The following is a 24,475-nucleotide window of genomic DNA, read 5'->3' as shown; positions in this document are numbered from 1 at the left end:
CTATGGCACAATGGGACTGACCGCGCCGATGACATCCGAGAGGTAAACGCTATGACGGTTGCTGCCCCGACACATCTCGAGCAATTGGCGATTAACACGATTCGCTTCCTGGCGGTGGACGCCGTCCAAAAAGCCAAATCCGGTCACCCAGGCCTGCCGATGGGGGCGGCGCCGATGGCCTATGTACTCTGGCAAGAATTTTTGAAATTCAATCCCCGCAATCCCAACTGGCCGGACCGCGACCGGTTTGTCCTGTCGGCGGGGCACGGTTGCATGCTGCAGTACGCCCTGTTGCACCTGACCGGTTACGACGTGACGCTGGAAGACATCAAGCAATTCCGCCAGTGGGGTTCGATTACGCCTGGTCACCCGGAAAACTTCGAGACGCCGGGGGTAGAAGTCACGACGGGGCCGCTGGGTCAGGGGGTAGGCAACGCAGTGGGATTAGCCATTGCCGAAGCCCACTTGGCTGCGCGGTTTAACAAGCCCGGTCACACGATCGTGGACCACTACACCTATGTGATCCTGGGGGATGGCTGCCAGATGGAGGGGGTGGCGTCGGAGGCAGCGTCGCTGGCGGGTCACCTGAAGCTGGGCAAGCTGATCATGCTCTATGACAGCAACCACATCTCGATTGACGGGGACACGGCCATTGCCTTTACCGAGGACGTGGCAAAGCGCTACGAGGCCTACGGCTGGCACGTGCAAAAGGTAGAGGACGGCAACCACGACCTGGCGGCGATCCGCGCGGCGATTGCCCAGGCGAAGGCGGTCACCGATAAGCCGTCCTTGATCATTGTGGAAACCACGATTGGCTACGGGTCGCCCAACAAGGCGGGGACGGAAGCGGTTCACGGCGCGCCCCTGGGACCCGAAGAAGTGAAATTGACCAAGCAAAATCTGGGCTGGCCCCTGGAACCCGAGTTTTATATCCCAGAAGAGGTGTTGCGTCATTTCCGGCAAGCCATTGACAAGGGTGCCAAGGCCGAAGCAGAATGGCGGGCGCGGTTTGAAGCCTATCGCCAGGCGTATCCCCAAGAGGCGGCGGAATTTGAGCGGATCATGCGGGGAGAACTGCCGGCGGGCTGGCAAGAAGCTCTAACGCCCATTGCCGAAACGGGGAGGGAAGCCACTCGCAACATCTCCAAGATGTGCTTGAATGCGCTGGCCCAGGCCATTCCCGAATTGCTTGGCGGCTCAGCGGACCTGGCCCACTCCAACATGACCTATCTCAAGGGGATTCCCGAGTTCCAGGCGGGTTCCTACCACGGGCGCAATTTCCGCTTTGGGGTGCGGGAGCACGCGATGGGAGCGATTGCTAACGGGATGGCCCTGCACGGCGGGTTGATTCCCTACGACGCCACGTTTCTGGTCTTTACTGACTACATGCGGGCGGCAATCCGGTTGTCGGCCCTGTCGCGGGCGCGGGTGTTGCACGTAATGACCCACGACTCAGTGGCTTTAGGGGAAGACGGCCCGACCCACCAGCCTATCGAAACCCTGTCGTCGCTGCGGTTGATCCCCAACCTGTACGTGATTCGCCCGGCGGACGCGCGGGAAACAGTGGGAGCCTATCAGGTGGCGTTGCAAGCCAAGGAAACCCCTTCCGTACTGGTCTTTACCCGGCAAGCGGTGAACCCGGTGCCTGGCACGTCCATCGAAGGAGTTGCCAAGGGCGCCTATATCGTAGTGGACTGCGGCTGCGACCATCCCGATTTGATTATCATTGCCACGGGGTCGGAGTTGGAGTTGGCGGTGCAGGCGGCGGCCCGGTTAGAGGGTTACAAAGTGCGGGTGGTCTCCATGCCCTGCACGCGCCTGTTTGACGCCCAGCCCCAGGAGTACCGCGATGCCATCCTGCCGCCGGCGGTGCGCAAACGGATCGCCATCGAAGCGGGTGTCACCGATTTCTGGTACAAGTACGTGGGTTTGGATGGCAAGGTGCTAGGGATTGACCGGTTTGGGGCATCGGCGCCGGGTCCCGTGTGCATGGAGAAATTTGGCATGACGGTGGACAACCTGGTGCAGACGGCACGGGCGTTACTGGCGCAGCCATGATTCCATCAAACCGGCGGGCCGGAGCTTTGCCTTAAACTAGTAGTATTTCCGGCGCGGTGGCATGACCGACATTACCCTGGTGGGTCGCTACCACATCCTTAAACCCCTGGGTAGTGGGGGCTTCGGTCAGACCTTTTTGGCAGAGGATTTATTTCTTCCCGGTCATCCCCGCTGCGTGGTTAAAAAATTGCAACCCCAGTCCACCAATCCCCAGGTGCTGGAGGTGGCCCGCCGCCTGTTCAACCGGGAAGCGGAAGTGCTCTACCAATTGGGTTCGACAGTCAACCGCATTCCCCGCCTGCTGGCCCACTTCGAGCAGGACCAGGAGTTTTACCTGGTGCAGGAATTTATCGAGGGCCACGACCTGAGCCAGGAACTCACCCCCGGTAAAAAATACCCGGAAAGCTGGGTGAAACAATTTCTGCTGGATGTGCTGGAGGTGTTGAGCCAGGTGCACCAGCGGCATATCATCCACCGGGACATTAAACCCGCCAACCTGATGCGGCGGCAGTCGGACGGGCGAATTGTGCTGATTGATTTTGGGGCGGTGAAGGAGGTAGGGACTCTTATTGCCGATAACCGGGGCGAGACGGCCATTGGCACCCAAATCGGCACACGGGGCTATATGCCCATCGAGCAATTCCGGGGCCAACCGCGCCTGAGCAGCGATGTGTATGCCGTGGGAGCGGTGGCCATCCAAGCTTTGACAGGGCTTCCTCCCAGCCAGATGGAGGACTTTGACACGGGCGAATTGCACTGGCAACGCCACGCTCAGGTGAGTCCCGCCCTTCGCGCCGTCTTGGAAAAAATGGTGCATCCCGATTGGCGGCAACGCTATCCCAGCGCCACGGAAGCCCTGCAGGCGGTTCAGGAACTGACGACGGCTACGCCTGGTCTGGAACCAACCGCCCCCGTTCGCGCCCCTATCCCTCCGACAGTTCCCCTGGCGACCGTCCCACCGGCGAAGTCCCCATCGTCCCGGGGATTGCCCTGTATTGCTTGGGTGTTTATCGGGTTGGGGTTGCTGGGAGCGGCGTTTGTGGGATTGATCGTGCTGGTGGCGCTTTTTTACGAAGAGCCGGGGGACCTATCCACTCCCGAACCCATCACGCAGGAATCGCCCCCACCCGAACCCACCCCTGACTCGCCAACCGGACTCTTTGGCGCAATTGCCTACAACAACGTAGACGGGGTGTATGGCTACGGCTACAACTTTCCCGACCGGGCGAGTGCGGAAAAGCGGGCGCTCCAGGAGTGTGAACAGGTCTCCGGCGGCAAACCCTGCGAAGTCCTGGTCTGGTTTCACAATGCTTGCGGCGCGCTTGCCCGTGACAGTCGCAATTACGCCGGCGGGGGTTGGGGGACAACCCCAGAAATTGCCCGGCAAGAGGCCTTGGCGTCGTGTCATAGCGTCGGTGGGGCCGACTGCGTGGTGGTTGAAACAGTTTGCACCAAAAGCCCGTGATGGTCTTCAGTTGGGCTGCCGGTGACGTAGTATTAAATAGGGAGTATGATTTCGGGCAAACGGTAAGGAATAAAAGAATGCGTATCTTGTTTGTGGCTGCGGAGGCCCACCCGATTGCTAAGGTGGGCGGTATGGCCGATGTGGTGGGGGTGTTGCCGAAAGTGCTCCGAAAGATGGGGCACGATGTCCGGGTGTTTTTGCCCTACTACGGCTTTTTGCCGGAAAAGCTGGACATCCCCAAAACCCCCATCTGGGAAGGGTATGCTATGTTTCAGTATTTTCACGTTTATGAAACCCGTTTACCCAATAGCGACGTCCCCTTGTACCTGTTTGGTCACCCGGCGTTCATGCCCCGGCGCATCTACTACGGGGAGGACGAGGACTGGCGGTTTACGCTCTTTGCCAATGGGGCGGCGGAGTTTGCCTGGAACTACTGGAAACCCAACATTATCCATTGCCACGACTGGCACACGGGCATGATTCCGGTGTGGATGCACCAGTCCCCCGACATCACCACGGTGTTTACGATTCATAACCTGGCGTACCAAGGCCCGTGGCGCTGGAAGCTGGAGCGCATGACCTGGTGTCCCTGGTACATGCAGGGGCACAACGTGATGGCGGCGGCGTTGCAGTACGCTGACCGGGTCAATACGGTGTCTCCCAACTACGCCCAGCAGATTCGCTCGCCGGAATACGGAGAAAAGCTGGACGGTCTATTGCGGTACCTGGGCGATAAAGTCACAGGGATTCTCAACGGCATTGACCCGGAAGTATTCAACCCCGAAACTGACCCCCACATTGTCCAGAACTACAACGCGGACACTTTAGACAAGCGGGTCGCCAACAAGCTGGCCCTGCAGGAAGAGGTGGGGCTGGAGGTGAGCCGGGACAAGTTTTTGATTGGGATGGTCTCCCGGTTGGTGGAGCAAAAGGGAATTGACCTGCTCCTGCAAATCATGGACCGCTTCCTGGCCTACACGGATTCCCAGTTTGTGATTATGGGGACGGGGGACCGCTACTACGAGACCCAGTTGTGGCAAATGGCGTCGCGCTATCCGGGGCGGGTAGCGGTGCAAATCCTGTTCAATGACCCCCTGGCGCGGCGGATATATGCGGGAACCGATGCCTTTATCATGCCGTCGCGGTTTGAACCCTGCGGGATCAGCCAGATGATTGCCCTGCGTTACGGTTCGGTGCCGGTGGTGCGGCGGACGGGGGGTCTGGTGGATACGGTGTTTCACCACGACCCGGCGGCGGGCACGGGCAATGGCTATTGCTTCGACCGCTACGAACCCCTAGACTTCTACACTTGCTTAGTGCGAGCGTGGGAGGCCTATCGCCACCCCAAGGAATGGCGGGCGTTGCAACAGCGGGGCATGGCGGCGCGGTACACCTGGGAAGAATCGGCGCGCCAGTACCATGCCCTGTACAACTCCATCTACGGGTTGCCCCCCACCCACGGGTTGCCGCCAGAATTCCTGCCCCCCGAGGAACGAGAAAAACTCGAGGAGCAGAAGGAACGACAACCGTCCCAGGCGCCAGAGCGTCAGGAAGCCGTACCGGTTGGGGTCTGAGGGTCGTCGGGCGGCAATAGGTCGGGGCGACGTTCACGGGTGCGCAGGCGTTGTTGCTCAGCGCGCCACTGGGCAATTGCCTGGTGGTTGCCTGAGAGTAAGACGTCGGGAACGCGCCACCCCCGAAACTCCGGCGGGCGGGTGTACTGGGGATACTCCAGCAGGCCGTTGCTAAAACTTTCGGAGGCTAGGGAATCAGGCTTGCCCACCGTGCCCGGCAACAGGCGCATCACCCCATTGATGATGGTTAGGGCTGGAATTTCCCCGCTGGTGAGCACAAAATCTCCCAAGGAAATCTCTCGGTCGGCCAGGTAGCGAATTCGCTCGTCAAACCCTTCGTAGGCCCCGCAGATAAGCACCAGTTGGGCATACTGGCACCACTCCCGGAAGTGGGCCTGGGTGAGACGTTCCCCCTGGGGTGTGAGCAAAATCACCTGGCGCGGCTGCAACTGGGGCAAGGATTCCACCGCCGCGAAAATGGGTTCCGGTTTTAGCACCATGCCCACGCCGCCCCCATAGGGTTCGTCATCCACCCGCTGGTGCTTGTCCGTGGTAAAATCGCGGGGATTTGTAAACACCACCGTCGCCACACCCTTGGCCAGGGCCTTCCCAATCAGGCCGGTCGCCAGGGGACTGGTGAAAAATTCCGGAAACAGGGTCACCACGTCAAAGCGCATCGTTTCGCCTGGGGATAGCCCTAGGGGAATAAATCAAGGTCAGGGCGCTGACAGCCAAAGCAACCGTTGCTGAGACAATCACATCCGAGAATTTTGGATAGGTTTCCAGCTGCTCGTTGTCGGTATCGAGTTTGGTGTTGAGATTGCGAATTTCCGCATCCAGCCGGGTTAATTTTCTGTCCAATCGGGCGTTGATATGCCGTAGCTCCGCCAGGACCTGCTCTTGAAAACGCAGACGACATCACTGGTTTCCTGGTTGGCCTACTCACATTTTGCCAAATCTCGGCGTCTTGCCCCGTCTCAGCCGTCGCTTGTTACGATGGAACAGCAGGTGTTCAGGGTTGAACCATGCCGACAACGCCCATCCACGTGATTGGCGGCGGGTTAGCCGGGACGGAAGCGGCTTGGCAAATTGCTCAGGCGGGATGGCCGGTAACCCTGTGGGAAATGCGCCCTGTCAAGCAAACACCCGCCCATCACACGGGGGAATTGGCCGAGTTGGTATGCAGCAACTCCTTTGGAGCGCGGGCGGTGGACCGGGCCACGGGATTGCTGCACCAGGAATTGCGGGAGTTGGGGTCGCTCGTCATCCGGGTTGCCGATGAGCACGCGGTACCAGCAGGAGCGGCGCTCGCGGTGGACCGAGTTCACTTCAGCCGGGCGTTGACCGACCTGATTGCCCAACATCCCCTGATTACCCTGCGCCGTGAAGAGGTGCACGACCTTCCTCCTGGCATCGTCGTACTCGCGACCGGCCCGTTGACCAGTCCCGCCCTGGCGTCGCGCCTGCAACAGCTCACCGGCCAGGACTACTTGAGCTTTTTCGACGCCTCCAGCCCGATTGTGCTGGGAGAGTCCATCAACCGGGAGATTGCCTTTCTCGCCAGCCGCTACGACAAGGGGGAAGCAGCCTACCTGAACTGCCCCATGAACCAGGCGGAGTACGAGCGGTTCTGGGAAGCGCTAGTGACCGCCGAACAGGTTCCCCTGAAGGACTTTGAGCAGGCGGAACGGAAATTTTTTGAAGCCTGTCTGCCGGTGGAGGAGCTGGCGCGCCGGGGCAAAGACACCTTGCGGTTTGGGCCGTTGAAACCAGTGGGCCTGCGCGACCCGCGACATCCGCAAACGCGGGCCTATGCAGTGGTGCAACTGCGCCCTGAAGACCGAGAAGGACGGCTGTGGAACCTGGTGGGGTTTCAGACCAACCTGCGCTGGGGCGAGCAACAGCGGGTGTTTCGGATGATTCCGGGACTGGAGCAGGCAGAATTTGTCCGCTACGGGGTCATGCACCGCAACACCTTCCTCAACGCTCCGAAACTGCTCCAGGCCACGTTGCAATTTCGGGACTACCCCCACCTGTTTGCCGCAGGGCAACTCACGGGAACTGAAGGCTACGCTGCAGCAGTGGCAGGTGGCTGGCTGGCGGGTACCAATGCCGTGCGGTTGGCCAAAGGATGGCCGTTACTCACGCTGCCGCCCACGACCATGATGGGAGCGTTGTTCCACTTCATTAGCTCGGCAGCGTCCGCCGATTTCCAACCCATGCCGCCAAACTTCGGCCTCTTACCCCCGCTGGACCCACCACCCAAGCACAAAGCCGCTCGCTATCAGGCTTACAGTCAACGGGCGTTAACGGATTTGGCCGCCTGGCGACAGCAAACAAGCGTTGCCGCTTGCCCCTAGACTGGGAAGTGAACCGTAACTGCGCGTGCCATGACGATCCTGCCTGTCGCGTGGGCCTACGACCACGTGCGCCTGATTGACCAGAACCGCTTGCCTCTGGAACTCACCTACGTAGAAATCCGCCGGGCGCTAGATATGGTGACGGCGATTCAAACTATGATGGTGCGGGGGGCGCCGGCCATTGGGATTGCCGCTGCGTTTGCCATCGCCCTGGCCGCTCAAGAGGTAGACACCGACGACCGCCAGGCATTTTTAGAACACCTGGAGAGCGTCGCCCAAGCCCTGCGCCACACGCGTCCCACCGCCATTAACCTGTTCTGGGCCATTGACCAGATGCTCAACACGGCGCGGCAAACGGTCGGCCCCGTCGCCTTTCTCAAGGAAAAGCTGGTGGAAACAGCCCAAGGGCTAGCCGTTGACGAGTACAACACCTGCGTGCGCATTGGGGAACACGGCCTGGCCTGTCTTCCAGCACAGCCCCACCGCCTGAACCTGATGACCTATTGCAACGCCGGGGCGCTGGCAACGGTGGGCTATGGAACCGCGCTAGGGGTGGTGCGGGCGGCCCATGCGGCGCAACGGTTGCTCCAGGTCTATGTGTGTGAAACCCGCCCCCGCCTGCAGGGCGCTCGCCTAACCGCCTGGGAGTGCGTGCAAGAGGGCATCCCCGCCACGCTCATTACCGACAACATGGCCGGTTACTGCATGGCCAAAGGACTCATCCACGCGGTGGTGGTGGGAGCCGACCGCATCGCCCGCAACGGGGACACGGCCAACAAAATTGGCACCTACACCCTGGCGGTGCTGGCGCGGGAACACCAGATTCCCTTTTACGTGGCGGCCCCCCTGTCCAGCGTGGACTGGCGTATCGACGACGGCTCCCAAATCCCCATCGAAGAACGGGACATTGACGAGGTCTATCGCATTGGCGAGCAGTGGTTGACCGCGCCAGGGATTGAGGTGTTTAACCCCGCCTTCGACGTCACACCCGCCCGCTACATCACCGGCATCATCACCGAACGGGGCGTGGTCAGCCCCGACCAGCTCCACCAGCTTCAACCCTAAACTCAAAATCGTTACGAGTATGATATAGTCAGAGGTGTCCAGCGTGACAGGAGGCAAAAGCATGGAAGGGTGTTTGCAGGTGGGGCAAATGGCCCCCGATTTTGAGGCGACAGCGGTGGTGGACATGGAGTTCAAGACCATCCGGCTGTCGGACTACCGGGGTAAAAAGTATGTGATCTTGCTTTTTTATCCCCTGGATTTCACGTTTGTGTGCCCGACGGAGTTGACCTCCTTTAGCGACCGCTACGAGGACTTTGCCCGGTTGGATACAGAAATCCTGGGCGTGTCAGTAGACAGTCAATTTACCCACCTGGCCTGGATCCAAACCGACCGCAAAGACGGGGGCGTGGGCGAGTTGAAATACCCCTTGATTGCGGATTTGAAGAAAACCATCAGCCAGGCCTACAACGTGTTGACGCCGGAGGGGGTGGCCCTGCGGGGGTTGTTCATCATTGACAAGGAGGGTATCATCCAACACGCCACTATCAACAACCTGGCCTTTGGCCGGAATGTGGACGAAACCCTGCGCACGCTGCAGGCAATCCAATACGTGCAAAGCCACCCCGACGAGGTGTGCCCGGCCAACTGGAAGCCCGGCGAAAAAACCATGATTCCTGACCCGGCGAAGGCCAAAGAATACTTCGCGGCGGTGTAAAACAGTTGGTAGTTACAGAGTCCAACGCGCCGGTCCCCTGTAGTTCAACGGGGGACTTTTTGTTCGTTCAAATACTGTTGCACGCCGGGGTGATACGTCAAACCAGCAGCAAAGGTCTCCTGTCGTCGGTCCAGCGTCAACAACGCCCAGAAGGGGTGCGCCTGGCGCAGGGCCTGTTGGTGTCGGGCCAGGGTCTGGGTCAAGCGATAGACCAGCGCTTGGGGCAAGGAACGCCGCGCAAACAAGTAGGAATAGGTCGCCAGCGTGGTGACCGGGCGGGATTGCCAGGGATACGTGCGCGCAGGAAGAGACCTAAGCTGGTACAGAGCCGCCGCTTCGGGGAAGTTGTTTTTTGCCTGGTTCAGCAGCGCTTGGTCCAACGCCAGCAGTTCGACCGGAGCGCCAGCAGGGATGGCTTGGAGTTGGGGCGCGCCGATGCCCGCTGTCACAAATAGGGCATCCAACTGACCCGCCTGCAACTCCCGAACGCCCTGGCGAATCTCTCCTGTGACCAGCCGCTCGCGCGTCACGTCCAAGTCCGCCATCTGGAGCACCAGCAGGGCGCTGACGTAGGTGCCGGAATCCTGGGGTCCCACACCGATCCGTTTGCCCCGCAATTGCCCCAGCGACCGAATCCCTGGACGCACCAGTAGATGCACCAGTTCCTCGTTCACCGGGCCGATCACGGTCAGGTTGTCCACGCGAGCGCGCCGGGGGGTATGCTGCTGCTTGAACAGCACAAAGGCGTCCATCTGGGCCAGCGCCAAATCCGCTTTCCCCTGAGCCAGTTGTTCCAGGTTAAACATCGAACCTGGCGATTCTTTCACCACCACGTCAAAGCCCTGGGGTTGCAGCACTTTACGAAACGCCTGGCCCGCCCGTTCGTACAGGCTACCGGGGCGCGCGGTCAGCAAGGTTAAAGATGCTTTTGATTGCCCTAGGGCGGGAACGGCACTCACGGTCGCCGCCAGCACCCCCAAGACCCACCGGCGTCTCAGGCCTCGGCCCACTGGAAGACCTCCTTGGCGACTTGCATCACCCGATACCCCGAATCCACCGGCTCGAGGGGGTCTTTCCGCAGGCGGTGGCGTAAACACAACACCAGCACTCGGCGAATGTCTTCTTCAGTGACCAGCGTCCGGCCTTCCCAGGCGGCTAGCGCTTTGGCGGCCCGGTTGGTGACAATATCGCCCCGCAACCCGTCCACATCCAGGGCGGCGCACACTTGCGAGATTTTGACCCGCAGGTCGTAATCGATTTGGACTTGGGGAAGCAACTCCCGCGCTCGGACAATCCGGGCCCGCAATTGCTCCTGCTGCTCCCGGTACTGCTCCAGAAATCCCCAGGGGTCGCGGTCAAAGGCGGTCCGCTGCTCCACAATCTGCACCCGCAGGGCCGGGTCCTTGACGGTGCGAATTTCCGCGTGCATCCCAAACCGGTCCAGCAACTGGGGCCGCAATTCCCCCTCTTCGGGGTTGCCCGACCCCACCAGCACAAACCGGGCCGGGTGCCGCAGGGAAATGCCCTCCCGCTCCACCGTGTTCCAGCCCGACGCCGCTGCATCCAGCAACACGTCCACCAGGTGGTCGTCTAGCAGGTTCACCTCGTCTACGTAGAGAATCCCCCGGTTGGCCCGCGCCAGCAACCCCGGTTCAAAGGCTCGGATGCCTTCCGTGAGCGCCTTTTCGATGTCAATCGTGCCACAGACCCGGTCCTCTGTTGCCCCCAGGGGCAAGTCCACCATCGGCACTTTTTTGAACACAACACGCAAGGGTTCGCCCCGCTCCTTGGCCTGGCGCACGGTTTCCGCCATCAACTCCGGGTCGTCCGGGTCAGAGTTGAAAGGGTCGCCCTCCACCACGCGAATCTCTGGCAGGACGTCCACCAGCGCCCGGACAGTCGTGGATTTCCCCGTGCCCCGGTCCCCCATGATCATCACCCCGCCGATTTTGGGGTCAATTACATTCAACAACAGCGCCAGTTTCATCTCCTCCTGGCCGACGATGGCGCTGAAGGGAAACACCGGGCGCGTCAGAGAACGGGTAGCGGTCACGACCATCGGGCAATGCGCAACGCTCCAGGTCTATTGTGCCATCACCAGAACCAGCCGTAGCTGTGCAGCCCCTTGCCTAGGACGTTCACCCCCAGGTAGCACACCCAAACCACAGCAAACCCTACCGTTGCCAACAGGGCGGGCCGTCGTCCTTGCCAGCCGCGCGTGATACGGGCGTGCAGATAGGCGGCAAACACCAGCCAGGTAATCAACGCCCAGGTCTCCTTGGGGTCCCAGCTCCAGGGCGCACCCCAGGCCTCATTGGCCCACACCGCACCCGAGATAATCCCAAGCGTCAACAGGGGAAACCCCAGACCAATGACCCGATAGCTCAAGTTGTCTAGAGTCTCCGCCAGGGTCCACTGCTCCGGTGTGAGGGCCAGGGTTGGGCGGGTCAGTACGGCAGTAGGCTCCTGGCGCGCCGGCAAGGTCAACGCGGTTGGTTGTCTCCGGTAAGCGCCGCTGCCAACGGAACTCCCCCGCAAGGGTGGCTCCTGTCCCCGCGTCACCACCAGGAACGCCATCGCCAGCAGGGAACCCACCAGCAATGCCGCGTAGGCCAGCATCATCACCGACACATGCATCATCAGCCAGTTGGACTTCAAGGCGGGGACCAGGGGAGCTGACCGCTGCATCTGGGGCGGTAAAGACAACGTGGCAAAAGCCGTGACCCCCATCGCAACGGGAGCGGTTACGGCGCCCACCCAAGCGCTGCGGCTCCAGCGTTCGACCAGCAGGTGAAACGCCGTGAGGCCCCAGGCCAGAAAAAATAACGATTCGTAGAGATTACTCAGGGGAAAATGGCCCGCCTCCAGCCAACGGGCCAACAACAGCGCCGCCGTCGTGAGATTTGCCAGCACCATGCCCGCCGTACCCCACGCAAGCCAGTTGCGGCGAAACGCCAGGCTCACCCAATAGACCCCCGTCGTAAGCAGCAACAGGACAAAAGCCCCATTGTCCAGCCAATCTTGCAAAACCACTAGATTCATAAACCATTCACAAAATTTGTTACGGCGGCAACGTTTTTTATTATGACAGGTCGCCCACGAGATGCAGGCAGTGGCCGACCCAAGTGTGCAGCCAGTTTCCTGGTCGCAGTTGGCGGTAAATGCGCTCTAGGAGGGTCCGGGGACCGTCGGGCGCCCAGGCTAGGCCCTGTTGCAGGTATGCGCGCGTTACCCGTTGCACCCCATAACCGGTCAGTGCGCCCCATAGACTAGCGTTGAATAGGGCGAACCCGCCGTCCGCCCACACCGCCCAACTTGCCAGACCGATGGCGCCGCTGCTGAGACCGAGGGCCACCACCAGCCGCTCAATCCCATGGCGGGTGATGGGCAATTGATAGGCGCGGCTCAGCCACACCACGGTCCATAAATCAGTCAACCAGGACACCGCCAGCTTCAACAGGAGTCCCGGCGTCAGGGCCATCGCCAGGGCCTTGACCACCACCGGTCCCCAGGGCAGGGGAGTTTGGCGCTGCTGCGCGACCCATTCCCGCTCCCGTCGGGCTAGGACCAGCAACTGATTCACACAGCGAATGGCGACCCGGTACTGGAGCACCTCCGACACCAGGGTTTGTAGGGCGCTCACGTCCACTGGCAGGGGAAGCTCGCTCCATTCCCCTCGACCGTCCGGCCACTCAGTGCGCACCCGCTGCGTCCCGGGAAATAAACGCACCACAACGGTGGCGATGCAGTTAGCTAAGGGCGGGTCTGGCTCGGAAAGGTCGCCGACTCCCCAGGGTACCACGCGGATCACGGGCCGTCCCCAGTCCCGCAAGAGCTGCTCTAGTTCCGGGGGATATCCCGGCGTGACCAGCCACAGGCACAGGTCAGCAGCCACCAAGGCCTGCTGAATCACCGGGGTTTGTTCCGGCGTCCAACCCGGCGTATCCGTCCACAGGATGGGCGGGTCCGGCGTTAACACGCTCACCGGCCAGCAGGTGGGGCCGGTCGCCAGGGTCAAGGGGTGAATCAAGTGGCGCAACAGGGTGGACTTCCCCACACCCGGTCGTCCGATAATCACCACCGACCAGTAGGGAGACGTCCCCACCGGCGGCGTACCCAGCCGGTTTTGCCAGCGTTGCCAATAGCGGTCGCTGCAGCGTTGAACGTCTTGCCAGAAAGTTGTTTGTTCCATCCTCAACACTGGCACCGGGTTGTTTTCAATCTGGCCGTCATTGTATCCTGGGTTGCCAAAGTCCACGTACACTCCCCCCCCAATGTTCCTCCAACAGCTCGGGTTGGGCAGTCTGCTTGTTGTGGGTGCAACGCTGGCAGCAACTCCCCATTGGGTGGTGGCGCAACCCACGAATTCCGTCGCTTCTCTCCTGCGCCAAGGTCGAGAGTTGGTACGCCAGGGAGATTGGGCGGCGGCGCTTGCGATTTATCAGCAGATTGCCCAGCGGACGCCGAATGACGGTGCCGTATGGGCCACGCTGGGTTACCTGTACAGTCAACGCCGGGATTGGTCGGCGGCGCTGGAGGCGTACCAACAGGCTGTGCGCCTGAATCCCCAGAACCCGGATTATCTCAATGCCCTCGCGCGGGTACAGGCCGAGTTAGGGGCATGGGACCAGGCAGCGGCCACCTACACCCGCAGTTTACGGGTCAATGCCCGGCAAGTGACGGCGTACCTTGGGTTAGCTGCTGTCCAGGAGCGGTTAGGGCAACCGCAAGCCGCGCTGGCCACCTTGGCCCGGGGGGTTGCCCAGCATCCCCAGTCGGTACCGCTGCTGGAGGCCCAGGGACGGCTTTGGTTGACCCTGAACCAACCTCAGCAAGCGCTGGCGGTGCTCACCCGCGCCGCTCGACTCGCCCCCCGAGACACGACGATTCAACGGCTGACCGCGCTGAGTTGGGCCCTGCAGGGGGACGTGCCCCGAGCAAAACGCATTCTTCTCCAGGCCTTGGCCTTCAACCCCCGTGACGTCGAGCTTTATTTCCAACTGGCGCGCCTGCAGGAGACCAGCGGCGACCTGGCGGGGGCTATCCGCACCTATGAGCAGGCCATTGCATTGCAACCGGCCCGCGCCTATACCCATCTCGGCCAACTCTACATGCAGCAGCAGCAGTGGGACCAGGCGGCGGCGGCCTACCAGGAGGTAGTGCGGTTGGAACCGGAATTGGCTCTTGCTCACCATCAACTGGGCTTAGCCCTGTACCAGCAAAAAAGGAACGCTGAAGCCGAGAGCGCCTTACAGACAGCCCGCCGCCTTTACCATCAACAGCAGAACGCCCAGGGGGTCCATCAGGTGGAAGCGCTTTTACAACAGCTCCAACCGCCTCGCGCCAAAACTAAACCGAGCAAACGTCCTGAACCCGTCCCCCCTTTGCCCTATGATGGGAATTGAGTATAAATAGCGGTATGGGTAGGGGCTTATGGCACAGCGACCGACTCAACGTCAGCCATTACTTTCGGAGCGGGAAATGGAGATTGTAGCGCTGGTGGCTGCTGGGTTGAAAAACCAGGAAATCGCTCAGCGCTTGGAAATCAGCAAGCGGACGGTGGACAACCACATCAGCAACATCCTCACCAAAACCGCCACGGAAAACCGGGTTGCCCTGGTGCGGTGGGCGCTGCAATCGGGGAAGGTCTGCGTGGACGGGGTGAACTGCTGTCTGCTGCCTGAATGACGGAACGGACGTTTTACCAGCCGGAGTTGCCGTTGGGGGTATACCGGGAGTTGGCGGCTCACTGCGCTATTTTTGGCATTGACACAACTCTAATCCCCCAGATGCTGCCGTTTGCCTACGAACACAGCCAGGTGGGAGGCATTACCTGTCGCTGGCAGACCCCAGAACAGGGTGAACGCCTGCAACGCCTGCTAGACTACTACGCCCGCCGCTACCAACGCCCCTGGCAAGAAACGCCTCCTGTTACATCCTGTTAGGAACTTTGACCGGCTTGTTAAGCTTGATAAAGGGGCCGGTAACAGTACCGGGCATCTGTGTTAGCTTACTAGAGCCTGTTGCGTTCGTATCCAACTGAGGGATAGCCGTTATGAAAACCCCCAGTTCAGCGCTGAGGGAAGATTTACGGGATTACGTCGCCCATCTCCAGGTGCACATGGCATTGCAGTTTCGCAATCTCGTGCCGCCAGTTTCACCCCAGAGTCAAGATGGGCGGGAGCAAATGCTCAGCCAGACCCAGGCGGACTTGGAAAAACTCATCTCCCGGCAAATGCTGGGGTAACGATGCTGGTGATTGCCTTGGCCAAGGGTTCCCTGCTGGCCGAGAGCATTGACCGCTTGTACCAGGTAGGGTTGGACTTTCGTCCCTTACTGGCGGCGGACAACCGGCTTTTGCAAATGCGCGACCCTCAGACCGGCGTGCAGGCCCTGCTAGTGCGCAACCAGGATGTGCCGGTGTATGTGGCGCGGGGCCAGGCCCACGTGGGCATTGTCGGCTATGACGTGCTGCGGGAATCGGGGGCGGACGTGGCGCAATTACTGGATTTAGGCTTTGGCCATTGCCGGATGTCGGTGGCGGTGCGCCAGGACAGTCCTTACCGCTGCGCGTTGGATTTGCCTCCCTACGCCCGCGTCGCCACCAAGTTCACCCGCTGCGCCCGCGAATTTTTTACGGCTTTGGATTTGCCGGTAGAACTCGTGCCCTTGGCGGGGTCGGTGGAACTAGGGCCGTTGACGGGCATGGCGGAAGCGATTGTGGATTTGGTGGCCACAGGTCGCACCCTGCGGGAGAACGGTTTAGTCGAATGCGACGTTTTGTTCCACAGCACCGCCCGCTGGATCGCCCATCCCTTGAGCTACCGGCTCAACTACCAGGGCGTGCAGGAGTTAACTGCCCAGCTTGAGCGCGTCCAGGTACATACCGCCCATAAAACCCACCTTGAGGGTGTTCAGCAGCGACAGCAGTAAACCCACCCGCCGTCGGCTGTAGGTCCACCAGCTGATGAGTTCGGTGCCCGCTATCAGCACCAGCATCCCCACTGTATCGAGTTGGGCTAGAGCGCCCAGACTGGTGCTAACCGAGGCGGCTAAAAACGCCCCTCCAAACAGGAAAACCAGGTGGAGCAGCCAGCGGTTCAAGGGCCAGGCCACCCAGCGCTGCACCGACTGCCCAACTTGGTCGGCAATCTGATTAAGCCGGGTTTGTTGCATGACGACTCCGCCACCAGGCCAGGGACGTACTGGCAATAAAAATACTGGAGTAGGCGCCGCTGACAAACCCGACGATCAAGGCCAGGGCAAACCAGCGCAGGGTTTCTCCGCCGAACAACACGATCGCCACCAGGCTCAAGATGGTGGTCAACGTCGTGTTGATGGAACGGGTCAGGGTCTGGGCCACCGCTGTATCCACCACCTGGGTAATGGGCCAATCGCTGTGCAACTTGAGCAATTCCCGCACCCGGTCATAGATCACCACCGTGTCGTTTACCGAAAACCCCACGATGGTCAACAGCGCCACCACAAACAAACTGTCCACTTCTACGCCGGCGACCAGTCCCAGCAGCGCAAACACCCCCACCGTCACCAGCACATCATGCAGCAGGGCCACAAACGCCAGCACCGAATAGTCCACCTGGAACCGCACCGCCAGGTAAACCCCAATTCCCAGAAACGCCACCGCCAGCGCCAGTAACCCCCTGAGCAAAACCTGGCGGCCAAACGTGGGGCCGATGCTGTCAATCTGCGTTTTTTGGGGGTCAATTTTACCCATCACCTGGATCAATTTGGCCTGCACCTGTTCCCGCTCTTGAGGCGTCAAAAACCGCGTGCGCACCGATACCGCCTGGCCGCCCACAATTTGCAGACTGCTGCTGCCCAATCCCAATTCCGTCAGCGCCGACCGCAATGGAGGCAACGTCAGAGGTTCCGGACACCCTTGCGAGCAATCCCGCTCCAACTGCAACCGCGTCCCCCCGATGAAGTCAATGCTGGGCCGCAGGGGGAATCCCGTTTGTACCCAAAGGAGAACCATGGCCACCACTCCCGCCAGGATCACCCCCAAGGAGATGCCCCACCACAGTTGCTGATACCGCGTGACTCGCCAGGTTGTCTCCATTGCCGCCTCTTTGCTACCGCCAAGCTACTTTCGTTTCCAAAAAAGGGGACTGGAAAACCAGGAATTACGCCATATACCCCACCATTTTACCGACACCAGAAAAAAAGACCCCTAGGGGGCCTGTCCAATGATTTGGAAGTTACAGCGATTCCAGCACCTTTCTAGGCCGGGGTGATGCTGGCAATCCGTCCTCCCTGCCGCTGGATTTGCTGCATCCGCATCGAGAGTTGCTCGTAGGGCACGAGTAACGTCTGGGTACTGCGCCGCACCCGTGGACCTGTAATCCCGGTGACTTCCACCCGATAGACCCGGCTGCTATCGCCCACTAAGGCCCCTTGCCGCGCTGGCCCTGCTGCCGTTGGCGTGGGACGAAACGCCCAGGCGTCGCTCACTCCCGACGGGGGAATCACCGTATTGGCCGTGTTGCGGGCCAGATTCCAAATGAGACGGGGATTGCGCTGCTCCACCTGCGCCCGGTCGCTGTTGGCGTAACCCCGGTACAAGCGAAACATGCGCGTAAAGCCTACGGTTTTCTGGCCCCGCTGACTCCAAAAGCCCCGGTAGTAGGGCACGATATTTTCACCAAAGTTATCCGCGTACTCCTGACTGTCAATGTAGGAGTCAATTTCTGCGTCGTAGCCCTGGTTAGCGTAAATATCATTGTGCAAGCTGATTTCCAGCTCGTCGTAGGGCGCCCGTCCCAGCAGATGCTTGTAGTTCAACTCGATAAAGCGCACCTGCGGATGGGGATAGAAAAACTTGCGCTTGTACAGTTCCGATTTGGCCAGCGCCCGCACAAACTCCCGCACCGTGATATTGCCATTGCGCAGTTGCGACTCGGCAAACCGCAACCGTTCCGAGGCCATCACGTAGTCGTTCCCCAGCACTTGCCGGTACGCCGCCCGGATCACCCGGTCGTAGTCGGCTTCGGTCGGGTTGCTGCGCAGTTCGATGCGTTCGTCTCGGTTAAACTCGCTAATCCCCAAATTTTTCGCCGACGTGGATGTGGTCATAAAACGCTTTCCCCCAAAATGCAACAGCCCCTGCAAAAAGAAACCCGGCAGGTTGTCCCACCGGGTTCGTTCACGCCCTCAGACGTTAGCTCAGGGCGTTGATGGCGTAGTCAATGTAGTTATTGGCTTCCGTCGCCGCTTGCCCCGTCAGCCCGTGGTTGGCCTTGATGTACTTCAGCGCTTCGATGTACCAACTGGGGGACAGGTTGAAGCTGCGGTTGATCTCATCCAAACCGGCAATCAGGTATTCATCCATCGGGCCCGTGCCGCCCACGATCAAGCAGTAGGTGATCATGCGCAGGTAATAACCGATGTCCCGCTCGCACTTGGCCTTGCCCCGCTCGTCGTAGGCGTATTCTGGGCCTTGCATCTGGGTCGTGTAGGGGAACTTGTTATAAACCGCTTGGGCCGCTCCCTTGATCAACTGCTCCGCCTTGGCCGTCAGTTCCTTGGCCGCTTGCAGACCCGCTTGCGCCCGACCAAACCGGCCAAACGCCGCTTGCAGTTCCGTGTTACTCAGGAAACGGCCTTCGCTGTCGGCTGCCGCAATGATTTCAGTCAAAGGGGTTTTCATGATCGATCCACTCCTTCAGAAAAACAACTCAACACAACAATCAGAGCCATCCGGTGTTAGACCACCGCCGCCGCCGCCCGGTCGAAGTAGCTGGCGACTTCAGAGACAATCTGGCTGCAATCGCCGCGCGTGATGCCCGTGGGGTCATTGATGATGGCAATCGCCGCTTCCTTCATCTTCTGGATACCCACCGCCACGGAAGCCCCCGGCACCCCCAGCGCTTGGTAGGTTTCCCGCAGCCCGTTCAAGCAGCGGTCATCCAACACGCTCGGGTCGCCCGCCAGCGTCGCATAGGTCACATAGCGCAGGATGATTTCCATATCCCGCAGGCAGGCCGCCATCCGCCGGCTGGTGTAGGCATTCCCGCCCGGCTGGATCAACTGGGGCTGTTCGGCAAACAGGGCGCGCGCCGCATTGGTCACGATGGTCGCCGCATTGGAGGTCATCCGGTTCACGGCATCCAACCGCTTGTTGCTATCGGCCACCATCGCCGACAGAGCGTCAATCTGAGCGGCGCTGATAAATTCCCCCCGAGTATCTGCTTGGGCAACCACTTTGGCAAATGCGTCCAACATGGATGTGAATCTCCTTTTAACGAAATCTTCTTTAGACAGTTGTTACGGCGGAAGTCACACACTCCTGGCTCCCCTCGTCCCTCCTCTCAAAAACGCGATGGTTTCTCAGAAGAGTCCCAAGGGGACACCGAAGCCGTGCTTCCCCAAAACCCTTTATAACTGAAGATTAGAACGGACTTTTTTAAGAATCATTACAGGCTCCTCAGGCAGTATTGCCCAGCACAAACCGCCGCAAACCCACACCAAGCCAGTATTACCCGTGTTCCACTTGCCCAGCCCCTGAACCAAATTCCCCCTATTTCCGCAATAAAACTTTACTTTCCTTAGTAAAACGCAAAGGTAGGCGGCTTAGGGGTGGGGCGGCGGGGGGATTTTGTTCTTATTTTTTAACAATTCGGGCTGGCGGGTTACGCCGACGATTCTTGAGTATTATCGAGAGTAACGCGCAATTTTTGGAGAGAGGCACGATGGCGTTACCTTTGCTCAGTTATGGGCCGACCAGCCAGAACCAGCGGGTAGTGGGTTACGAAGTGGGGAGCGACGAGCAGCCCCGCATCTTTACCACGGAGAATTTGCTGTCTCCCAGCGACATGGATGGCTTGATTTGGGCGGCTTACCGGCAAATTTTCAGCGAGCACCAGATCATCAAGTTCAACCGCCAGACGATTTTGGAGTCCCAGTTGCGCTACGGCCAGATCACAGTGCGGGATTTCATCCGGGGGCTGTTGCTTTCGGAGGCGTTCCGGCGCAATAACTACGACTGCAACGACAACTACCGGTTTGTGGAACTGGTGGTGCAGCGGGTCTTAGGGCGGGATGTCTACAATGAGCGAGAAAAAATTGCCTGGTCCATTGTGCTGGGCACCCAGGGCATCAAGGGGTTTGTGGACGCTCTGCTCAACAGCGACGAGTACATGGAGAATTTCGGCGACAATACGGTGCCGTATCAGCGGCGGCGGATTCTGCCCCAGCGGGAGAAGGGGGAAACGCCCTTTAACTTGAAGACACCTCGCTATGGAGACTACTACCGCAAGAAACTGGGCTTTCCCCAGTTGGGGGCTGGTCTTCCCGCCAAACGGATCCCCGACCGGGGCCGCAAGGGGGGCGATCCCGCCGATTACCGCGAGTTGGCGCGCCTACTTATCTACACGGTCAAAACGCCGCCGGCGACCGTTTCCATCCCTGACGATTTCCTGGCCGCGGTGCCCCGGCGTCGCTAGGGGTCGAGAGACAGTCGGTGGCGGGGGGGTTGGGCAACTATTGGTACCCGCCAGCCCCGGTCAAAGGCGCGCTCGGAAACCTTGAGCACTGGCGCTGCTTGAAACCGCTTGAATTCCGCCTGTTGCACCATCTGCATCACCTGGGCGACGAGGGCAGGGTCATGGCCCGCCGCTGTGATCTGTTCAGGGGTCTGGCGTTGCTCCAGCCACCGTTGCAGGATGTCGTCCAGGACGGGATAGGGCGGCAAGGTATCCTGGTCGGTCTGGCCGGGTTTGAGTTCGGCGCTGGGGGCCTTCGTGAAAATAGGTTCGGGAATCAGGGCGGTTTTCCCCTGCGCGCGCATCTGTTCGTTGTACCAGCGAGCCAGGGCATAGACCTGGGTTTTGTACAGGTCGCCGATGGGGGCCAGCGCGCCGCACATATCCCCGTACAGGGTGCAGTAACCCACCGCCAGCTCCGACTTGTTCCCAGTGGCCAGCACTAGGGCGTGGAATTTATTGGCCAGGGCCATCAGCAACGTGCCGCGAATCCGTGATTGCAGGTTTTCTTCGGTGACATCGGGGCTATAGCCGGCAAATAAGGGTGCCAGGGCCGCGTCGTAGGCCGCCATGAGGTCGTGGATGGGAATCTTCTCGGTTTGAATCCCCAAGTTAGCGGCCAAGGCCAGCGCATCGGCGAGGGAGGCCTCCGAGGTGTAGGGCGACGGCATCAGTACCCCCAAGACCTGTTCGGCTCCCAAGGCTGCGACCGCCAGCGCCGCCACTAGCGATGAATCAATCCCGCCGCTGAGACCGAGGACCACCCGCTGAAAGCCGCTTTTGCGGACGTAATCCCGAAGGCCCAGCACCAGCGCTTGCCAGACCTCGGCCCAGGGGTCCGGCGCGGGATGGACATGGGTATCCTGCCATTGACCCTGGCGGTAGGTGACAATTTGCACCTCCGACTGGAAGGCCCGCCCCCGGTGGATAACCTGTCCCGTTTCATCTACAATCACGCTGCGCCCGTCAAAGACCAACTGGTCGGTGGCCCCCACTTGGTTCACGTAAATCAGCGGCACGTGGTACTTGCGGGCGTGGTGAGCCAGCAGGGATTCCCGCAGCGCCCCTTTGCCCAGCCAGTAGGGCGACGCTGACAGATTGACCAGCACATCCACTCCCTGCTCCATCAGGCGCGTGACCGGATTTTCGGGGTAGCGGCGACCACTCCAGAACTGCTCGTCGTTCCACAGGTCTTCGCAGATGGTAATGCCAAGACGCACCCCCCGCCAGCGCAACACATTCACCTGAGCGCCCGGCTGAAAATAGCGGTGCTCGTCAAACACGTCATAATCGGGTAGGAGCTGCTTGTAAAAGGTGTACCGAATCCGGCCATCCAGCAGGAGCGCTACACCGTTGAACAGCGGTTTTTCGCCCTTTTGCCACCAGTCGGGATTGGGGAGAATTGTCCCGACTAAAACGCCAATTTTGGGAGGAATTTTTAAGGCTAGATTGTGCAGGGCCGTTTGACAGTTCTCCACAAACAGGGGGTCGAGCACCAGGTCTTGGGGGGGATACCCGCACAGGGACAGCTCCGGCGTTATCAACAGCGACACCGACTGGAAGGCGCATTGTTTAGCCGCCTGCAAAATTTGTTCGCTATTGCCCACCAGGTCCCCCACCGTCGGGTTCAGTTGGGCCAACCCCAGCCGCAATTCGCTCATATAAACACCATCGGCTTGTCCTTGTAGGGTAAGAACGCTTCGCGGTCAAACCGATATAAACTCGCCGGTCGCCCCGCGCCTCGACAGACTTTTTGGCCCGTGTCCTGTAAAAAGCCCAATTTCAACAGGCGGGCGCGAAAGTTGGAATAATCGCTGAAATCTTCCCCCAAGATGGTGGTGTAGAGTTGATACAGTTCCCCCAGGGTAAACAACTCCGGCAGCACCTGAAACGCAATTGGACTGTACTCCAGCTTATTGCGCAACCGTTGATACCCATAGCGCACGATTTCGGCGTGGTCTCCCGCCAGGGGCGGCAATTCCGTAAACGGCACCCACTGCACCGGCTCCGGCCCTGGCAACAAGACCGTTTCCTGGTACTGCACTAGGGCAAAGTAGGCCACACACAGGCAACGGCGCGTAGGACTTTCCCGCTCATCCCGGCCCGGTCCGCCAAACGTGTACAGTTGCTCTAGGTACAGATGTTCCACTTGCACCTTGGTGGCCAGCACTTGGTAGGCCTGTTCCGCTAGGGTGAGTTCATGGCTGAGGGGCATTCCTGGCAACCGCGCCGGTTCTCCCATGCACAACAGCACCAGCAGGCGCTGCGCCTCCGTATCTACCGAAAAAATCACTGTCACCACATCCACCGTGATCTGGAGTTCGGTCATCGGCGTGGGGTAGGCACCTGCACCTCCTGATAGAGTCCGTGTTCCTGGATGTAGGCCCGGACGGCGGGGCTGAGTTCTTCAAAGCATTGACCCTCCCGAAACGCCCGCGATGACCAGTCCGGCACCGTAATCGGGGCGATGCGCACGCGAGGGCTGTGTTGATGCAACCAATCCAGGGCGGCAGGCGCCAGCGTGTAACCCGTGCGGGGAATAATCACCACCTCCACTTGGGGAAATAACTCTTCCGCTTTGTGCCAGCGGGGCAACTGGGGCAACAAGTCCGCTCCCAAGGCCAAGGTAATTGTTGCTTGGGGATACTGTTCCTTGACCCGCGCCACACTCACCCGTGTAAACCGGTGGCTCAACTCCGGCGCCAAGCGCACCTTCGGTTCCCCTAGCTCCTGCACCAAGCGCTCCAGCATCGCCATCCGGTGCGGCAAGGGCGTCTGGTTCGGCTTCATGGGGTTATCCGCTGCCCACACCAGCACCTGGTCAAACTCGTCCTCCTGAGCCAGCCAGCGAATGATCTGGGCATGGGCCAGCGTCGGCGGGTCCGCACTGGTGCCAAACAGCGCTAGCCGTAGGGGAGTCGTCATGGTTGGTTCAGGCCGCCCTCGAAATTATAGTGATTCTAACCAAAAATCCAACGATTTGTTTCCAAATAGATTTCTCCAGCGGGTGGGGACGTTCGCGCAGGTCTTCAGGGCGGCGGGGGTATTGCGTTTCCAATTTATAGATTTCCCCAGCGAGTGGGGACTCAACCCCGCCTGGCCAGCGGGGAGACTTTCGTAATCGTTTCCAATTTATAGATTTCCCCAGCGAGTGGGGACAAGGGTAGAGTACAAGGTTCACTACGTTCGCATGGAGTTTCCAATTTATAGATTTCCCCAGCGAGTGGGGACGCAGTTCCAGGCGGGGCACTCCCGCAGGCCCTTCTGGGGTTTCCAATTTATAGATTTCCCCAGCGAGTGGGGACGAAGTTTTAGGGTTAAGCGAGGACACGGCCTACAACTGGTTTCCAATTTATAGATTTCCCCAGCGAGTGGGGACTGCGATCAACTATTCCCCTGATTTAGGTTCCTGTCAGTTTCCAATTTATAGATTTCCCCAGCGAGTGGGGACCCAAGAGTTTTCGCAAACAGGCCTTGGAGTACCAGTTAGTTTCCAATTTATAGATTTCCCCAGCGAGTGGGGACAAGCAAGACTATCGGGGGTCTTTGCGGCCTTTGCCTTGTTTCCAATTTATAGATTTCCCCAGCGAGTGGGGACTAATTTCTCTAAGCTCTGAACGGATTTTATTTTTCTGTTTCCAATTTATAGATTTCCCCAGCGAGTGGGGACTTAGGAGGTATTGCTATGACCGTCGTCAGCACAACCGTTGTGTTTCCAATTTATATAGCTAAAAACGTTTAGCTTGGCATAGAATAGGGCTAATGAGTTCATAGAGGTTTTTCATGTCTAAGCCTTA

Annotated in this window: 25 protein-coding genes and 1 CRISPR repeat array; of the genes, 12 read left to right on the top strand and 13 right to left on the bottom strand. The window is 59.8% G+C overall.

Annotated elements, in window-relative coordinates:
* Positions 1-51 precede the first annotated feature (51 nt).
* The 3 genes from tkt to glgA all read left to right on the top strand — a co-directional run bounded on the left by tkt (position 52) and on the right by glgA (position 5,097).
* Entirely contained in the window at positions 52-2,058 is a 2,007-nt protein-coding gene (tkt, locus tag NZ705_05720) for a transketolase (GenBank protein MCS7292461.1), read from the top strand.
* A gap of 61 nt (positions 2,059-2,119) precedes the next feature.
* A complete protein-coding gene (locus NZ705_05715) occupies positions 2,120-3,523 on the top strand; it encodes a DUF4189 domain-containing protein (GenBank protein MCS7292460.1) in 1,404 nt (467 codons plus the stop codon).
* A gap of 77 nt (positions 3,524-3,600) precedes the next feature.
* Positions 3,601-5,097, top strand: a complete 1,497-nt coding sequence (gene glgA / locus NZ705_05710; protein MCS7292459.1) for a glycogen synthase GlgA — start codon at positions 3,601-3,603, stop codon at positions 5,095-5,097.
* On the opposite strand, the gene trmD is transcribed toward glgA, so the two are convergent.
* Positions 5,070-5,774 (bottom strand): tRNA (guanosine(37)-N1)-methyltransferase TrmD, encoded by a 705-nt coding sequence (gene trmD, locus NZ705_05705; protein ID MCS7292458.1) that lies wholly within the window; start codon positions 5,772-5,774, stop codon positions 5,070-5,072. The genes glgA and trmD overlap by 28 nt on opposite strands.
* 348 nt (positions 5,775-6,122) lie before the next feature.
* Between trmD and trmFO the strand changes: the two genes are divergently transcribed.
* The 3 genes from trmFO to NZ705_05690 all read left to right on the top strand — a co-directional run bounded on the left by trmFO (position 6,123) and on the right by NZ705_05690 (position 9,177).
* Positions 6,123-7,457 carry an FADH(2)-oxidizing methylenetetrahydrofolate--tRNA-(uracil(54)-C(5))-methyltransferase TrmFO gene (trmFO, locus tag NZ705_05700; GenBank protein ID MCS7292457.1) on the top strand — a complete coding sequence of 445 codons (1,335 nt, stop codon included), beginning with the start codon at positions 6,123-6,125 and terminating at the stop codon, positions 7,455-7,457.
* Between the two features lie 30 nt (positions 7,458-7,487).
* On the top strand, positions 7,488-8,522 hold the full coding sequence (gene mtnA / locus NZ705_05695) for an S-methyl-5-thioribose-1-phosphate isomerase (protein ID MCS7292456.1): 1,035 nt from the start codon (positions 7,488-7,490) through the stop codon (positions 8,520-8,522).
* Between the two features lie 61 nt (positions 8,523-8,583).
* Positions 8,584-9,177 carry a peroxiredoxin gene (locus NZ705_05690; protein ID MCS7292455.1) on the top strand — a complete coding sequence of 198 codons (594 nt, stop codon included), beginning with the start codon at positions 8,584-8,586 and terminating at the stop codon, positions 9,175-9,177.
* Positions 9,178-9,221: 44 nt separating this feature from the next.
* Here the strand turns inward: NZ705_05690 and NZ705_05685 are convergent, their stop codons facing one another.
* From NZ705_05685 to NZ705_05670, 4 genes are read right to left on the bottom strand one after another with little or no spacing between them, the layout of a single operon-like run.
* Entirely contained in the window at positions 9,222-10,187 is a 966-nt protein-coding gene (locus tag NZ705_05685) for a TAXI family TRAP transporter solute-binding subunit (GenBank protein ID MCS7292454.1), read from the bottom strand.
* Entirely contained in the window at positions 10,172-11,236 is a 1,065-nt protein-coding gene (gene bchI / locus NZ705_05680) for a magnesium chelatase ATPase subunit I (GenBank protein MCS7292453.1), read from the bottom strand. The genes NZ705_05685 and bchI overlap by 16 nt, the downstream gene beginning before the upstream one ends.
* Positions 11,237-11,271: 35 nt before the next feature.
* Positions 11,272-12,219: a c-type cytochrome biogenesis protein CcsB gene (gene ccsB / locus NZ705_05675; protein ID MCS7292452.1), complete on the bottom strand. Its 948-nt coding sequence runs from the start codon at positions 12,217-12,219 to the stop codon at positions 11,272-11,274.
* Between the two features lie 40 nt (positions 12,220-12,259).
* Positions 12,260-13,369, bottom strand: coding sequence for a GTPase domain-containing protein (locus tag NZ705_05670; protein ID MCS7292451.1), 1,110 nt, complete (start codon positions 13,367-13,369; stop codon positions 12,260-12,262).
* Positions 13,370-13,451: 82 nt separating this feature from the next.
* On the opposite strand from NZ705_05670, the gene NZ705_05665 reads away from it, so the two are divergent.
* The 5 genes from NZ705_05665 to hisG all read left to right on the top strand — a co-directional run bounded on the left by NZ705_05665 (position 13,452) and on the right by hisG (position 16,110).
* Positions 13,452-14,582 (top strand): tetratricopeptide repeat protein, encoded by a 1,131-nt coding sequence (locus NZ705_05665; GenBank protein MCS7292450.1) that lies wholly within the window; start codon positions 13,452-13,454, stop codon positions 14,580-14,582.
* Between the two features lie 28 nt (positions 14,583-14,610).
* On the top strand, positions 14,611-14,865 hold the full coding sequence (locus NZ705_05660; GenBank protein ID MCS7292449.1) for a LuxR C-terminal-related transcriptional regulator: 255 nt from the start codon (positions 14,611-14,613) through the stop codon (positions 14,863-14,865).
* Positions 14,862-15,122 (top strand): hypothetical protein, encoded by a 261-nt coding sequence (locus tag NZ705_05655; protein MCS7292448.1) that lies wholly within the window; start codon positions 14,862-14,864, stop codon positions 15,120-15,122. Before NZ705_05660 ends, NZ705_05655 begins: the two co-directional genes overlap by 4 nt.
* A 110-nt stretch (positions 15,123-15,232) precedes the next feature.
* Positions 15,233-15,424, top strand: a complete 192-nt coding sequence (locus tag NZ705_05650; protein ID MCS7292447.1) for a hypothetical protein — start codon at positions 15,233-15,235, stop codon at positions 15,422-15,424.
* A 2-nt stretch (positions 15,425-15,426) separates the two neighbouring features.
* Complete coding sequence (gene hisG, locus NZ705_05645) at positions 15,427-16,110, top strand: ATP phosphoribosyltransferase (protein ID MCS7292446.1); 684 nt, start codon at positions 15,427-15,429, stop codon at positions 16,108-16,110.
* On the opposite strand, the gene NZ705_05640 is transcribed toward hisG, so the two are convergent.
* From NZ705_05640 to NZ705_05620, 5 genes are all read right to left on the bottom strand, one after another.
* Complete coding sequence (locus NZ705_05640; protein ID MCS7292445.1) at positions 16,030-16,353, bottom strand: DUF565 domain-containing protein; 324 nt, start codon at positions 16,351-16,353, stop codon at positions 16,030-16,032. The genes hisG and NZ705_05640 overlap by 81 nt on opposite strands.
* Positions 16,334-17,257 carry a protein translocase subunit SecF gene (gene secF, locus NZ705_05635; GenBank protein MCS7292444.1) on the bottom strand — a complete coding sequence of 308 codons (924 nt, stop codon included), beginning with the start codon at positions 17,255-17,257 and terminating at the stop codon, positions 16,334-16,336. Before secF ends, NZ705_05640 begins: the two co-directional genes overlap by 20 nt.
* Before the next feature lie 161 nt (positions 17,258-17,418).
* Positions 17,419-18,270, bottom strand: a complete 852-nt coding sequence (locus NZ705_05630) for a phycobilisome linker polypeptide (protein MCS7292443.1) — start codon at positions 18,268-18,270, stop codon at positions 17,419-17,421.
* An 85-nt stretch (positions 18,271-18,355) separates the two neighbouring features.
* Positions 18,356-18,844, bottom strand: coding sequence for a phycocyanin subunit alpha (gene cpcA, locus NZ705_05625; GenBank protein MCS7292442.1), 489 nt, complete (start codon positions 18,842-18,844; stop codon positions 18,356-18,358).
* Between the two features lie 56 nt (positions 18,845-18,900).
* Positions 18,901-19,419: a phycocyanin subunit beta gene (locus NZ705_05620; GenBank protein MCS7292441.1), complete on the bottom strand. Its 519-nt coding sequence runs from the start codon at positions 19,417-19,419 to the stop codon at positions 18,901-18,903.
* 467 nt (positions 19,420-19,886) lie between these two features.
* On the opposite strand from NZ705_05620, the gene NZ705_05615 reads away from it, so the two are divergent.
* Positions 19,887-20,639 carry a phycobilisome rod-core linker polypeptide gene (locus tag NZ705_05615; protein ID MCS7292440.1) on the top strand — a complete coding sequence of 251 codons (753 nt, stop codon included), beginning with the start codon at positions 19,887-19,889 and terminating at the stop codon, positions 20,637-20,639.
* On the opposite strand, the gene NZ705_05610 is transcribed toward NZ705_05615, so the two are convergent.
* From NZ705_05610 to NZ705_05600, 3 genes are read right to left on the bottom strand one after another with little or no spacing between them, the layout of a single operon-like run.
* Positions 20,636-22,339, bottom strand: a complete 1,704-nt coding sequence (locus NZ705_05610; protein ID MCS7292439.1) for an NAD+ synthase — start codon at positions 22,337-22,339, stop codon at positions 20,636-20,638. The genes NZ705_05615 and NZ705_05610 overlap by 4 nt on opposite strands.
* Positions 22,336-23,007, bottom strand: a complete 672-nt coding sequence (locus NZ705_05605) for a hypothetical protein (GenBank protein MCS7292438.1) — start codon at positions 23,005-23,007, stop codon at positions 22,336-22,338. The genes NZ705_05610 and NZ705_05605 overlap by 4 nt, the downstream gene beginning before the upstream one ends.
* Complete coding sequence (locus tag NZ705_05600) at positions 23,004-23,603, bottom strand: nicotinate-nucleotide adenylyltransferase (GenBank protein MCS7292437.1); 600 nt, start codon at positions 23,601-23,603, stop codon at positions 23,004-23,006. The genes NZ705_05605 and NZ705_05600 overlap by 4 nt, the downstream gene beginning before the upstream one ends.
* A gap of 54 nt (positions 23,604-23,657) precedes the next feature.
* A CRISPR array of direct repeats spans positions 23,658-24,425; the repeat unit is 36 nt; unit sequence GTTTCCAATTTATAGATTTCCCCAGCGAGTGGGGAC.
* Positions 24,426-24,475 lie beyond the last annotated feature (50 nt).

Source organism: Gloeomargarita sp. SKYB120 (assembly GCA_025062155.1).
Lineage (GTDB): Bacteria > Cyanobacteriota > Cyanobacteriia > Gloeomargaritales > Gloeomargaritaceae > Gloeomargarita.
This window is presented reverse-complemented; position numbering and strand designations above follow the sequence as displayed.

Bases quoted from the DNA above. Each gene is read 5' to 3' on its own strand.
- tkt (MCS7292461.1), top strand. From the start codon at position 52: ATGACGGTTGCTGCCCCGACACATCTCGAGCAATTGGCGATTAACACG.
- NZ705_05715 (MCS7292460.1), top strand. From the start codon at position 2,120: ATGACCGACATTACCCTGGTGGGTCGCTACCACATCCTTAAACCCCTG.
- glgA (MCS7292459.1), top strand. From the start codon at position 3,601: ATGCGTATCTTGTTTGTGGCTGCGGAGGCCCACCCGATTGCTAAGGTG.
- trmD (MCS7292458.1), bottom strand. From the start codon at position 5,774: ATGCGCTTTGACGTGGTGACCCTGTTTCCGGAATTTTTCACCAGTCCC.
- trmFO (MCS7292457.1), top strand. From the start codon at position 6,123: ATGCCGACAACGCCCATCCACGTGATTGGCGGCGGGTTAGCCGGGACG.
- mtnA (MCS7292456.1), top strand. From the start codon at position 7,488: ATGACGATCCTGCCTGTCGCGTGGGCCTACGACCACGTGCGCCTGATT.
- NZ705_05690 (MCS7292455.1), top strand. From the start codon at position 8,584: ATGGAAGGGTGTTTGCAGGTGGGGCAAATGGCCCCCGATTTTGAGGCG.
- bchI (MCS7292453.1), bottom strand. From the start codon at position 11,236: ATGGTCGTGACCGCTACCCGTTCTCTGACGCGCCCGGTGTTTCCCTTC.
- ccsB (MCS7292452.1), bottom strand. From the start codon at position 12,219: ATGAATCTAGTGGTTTTGCAAGATTGGCTGGACAATGGGGCTTTTGTC.
- NZ705_05670 (MCS7292451.1), bottom strand. From the start codon at position 13,369: ATGGAACAAACAACTTTCTGGCAAGACGTTCAACGCTGCAGCGACCGC.
- NZ705_05665 (MCS7292450.1), top strand. From the start codon at position 13,452: ATGTTCCTCCAACAGCTCGGGTTGGGCAGTCTGCTTGTTGTGGGTGCA.
- NZ705_05660 (MCS7292449.1), top strand. From the start codon at position 14,611: ATGGCACAGCGACCGACTCAACGTCAGCCATTACTTTCGGAGCGGGAA.
- NZ705_05655 (MCS7292448.1), top strand. From the start codon at position 14,862: ATGACGGAACGGACGTTTTACCAGCCGGAGTTGCCGTTGGGGGTATAC.
- NZ705_05650 (MCS7292447.1), top strand. From the start codon at position 15,233: ATGAAAACCCCCAGTTCAGCGCTGAGGGAAGATTTACGGGATTACGTC.
- hisG (MCS7292446.1), top strand. From the start codon at position 15,427: ATGCTGGTGATTGCCTTGGCCAAGGGTTCCCTGCTGGCCGAGAGCATT.
- NZ705_05640 (MCS7292445.1), bottom strand. From the start codon at position 16,353: ATGCAACAAACCCGGCTTAATCAGATTGCCGACCAAGTTGGGCAGTCG.
- secF (MCS7292444.1), bottom strand. From the start codon at position 17,257: ATGGAGACAACCTGGCGAGTCACGCGGTATCAGCAACTGTGGTGGGGC.
- NZ705_05630 (MCS7292443.1), bottom strand. From the start codon at position 18,270: ATGACCACATCCACGTCGGCGAAAAATTTGGGGATTAGCGAGTTTAAC.
- cpcA (MCS7292442.1), bottom strand. From the start codon at position 18,844: ATGAAAACCCCTTTGACTGAAATCATTGCGGCAGCCGACAGCGAAGGC.
- NZ705_05620 (MCS7292441.1), bottom strand. From the start codon at position 19,419: ATGTTGGACGCATTTGCCAAAGTGGTTGCCCAAGCAGATACTCGGGGG.
- NZ705_05615 (MCS7292440.1), top strand. From the start codon at position 19,887: ATGGCGTTACCTTTGCTCAGTTATGGGCCGACCAGCCAGAACCAGCGG.
- NZ705_05610 (MCS7292439.1), bottom strand. From the start codon at position 22,339: ATGAGCGAATTGCGGCTGGGGTTGGCCCAACTGAACCCGACGGTGGGG.
- NZ705_05605 (MCS7292438.1), bottom strand. From the start codon at position 23,007: ATGACCGAACTCCAGATCACGGTGGATGTGGTGACAGTGATTTTTTCG.
- NZ705_05600 (MCS7292437.1), bottom strand. From the start codon at position 23,603: ATGACGACTCCCCTACGGCTAGCGCTGTTTGGCACCAGTGCGGACCCG.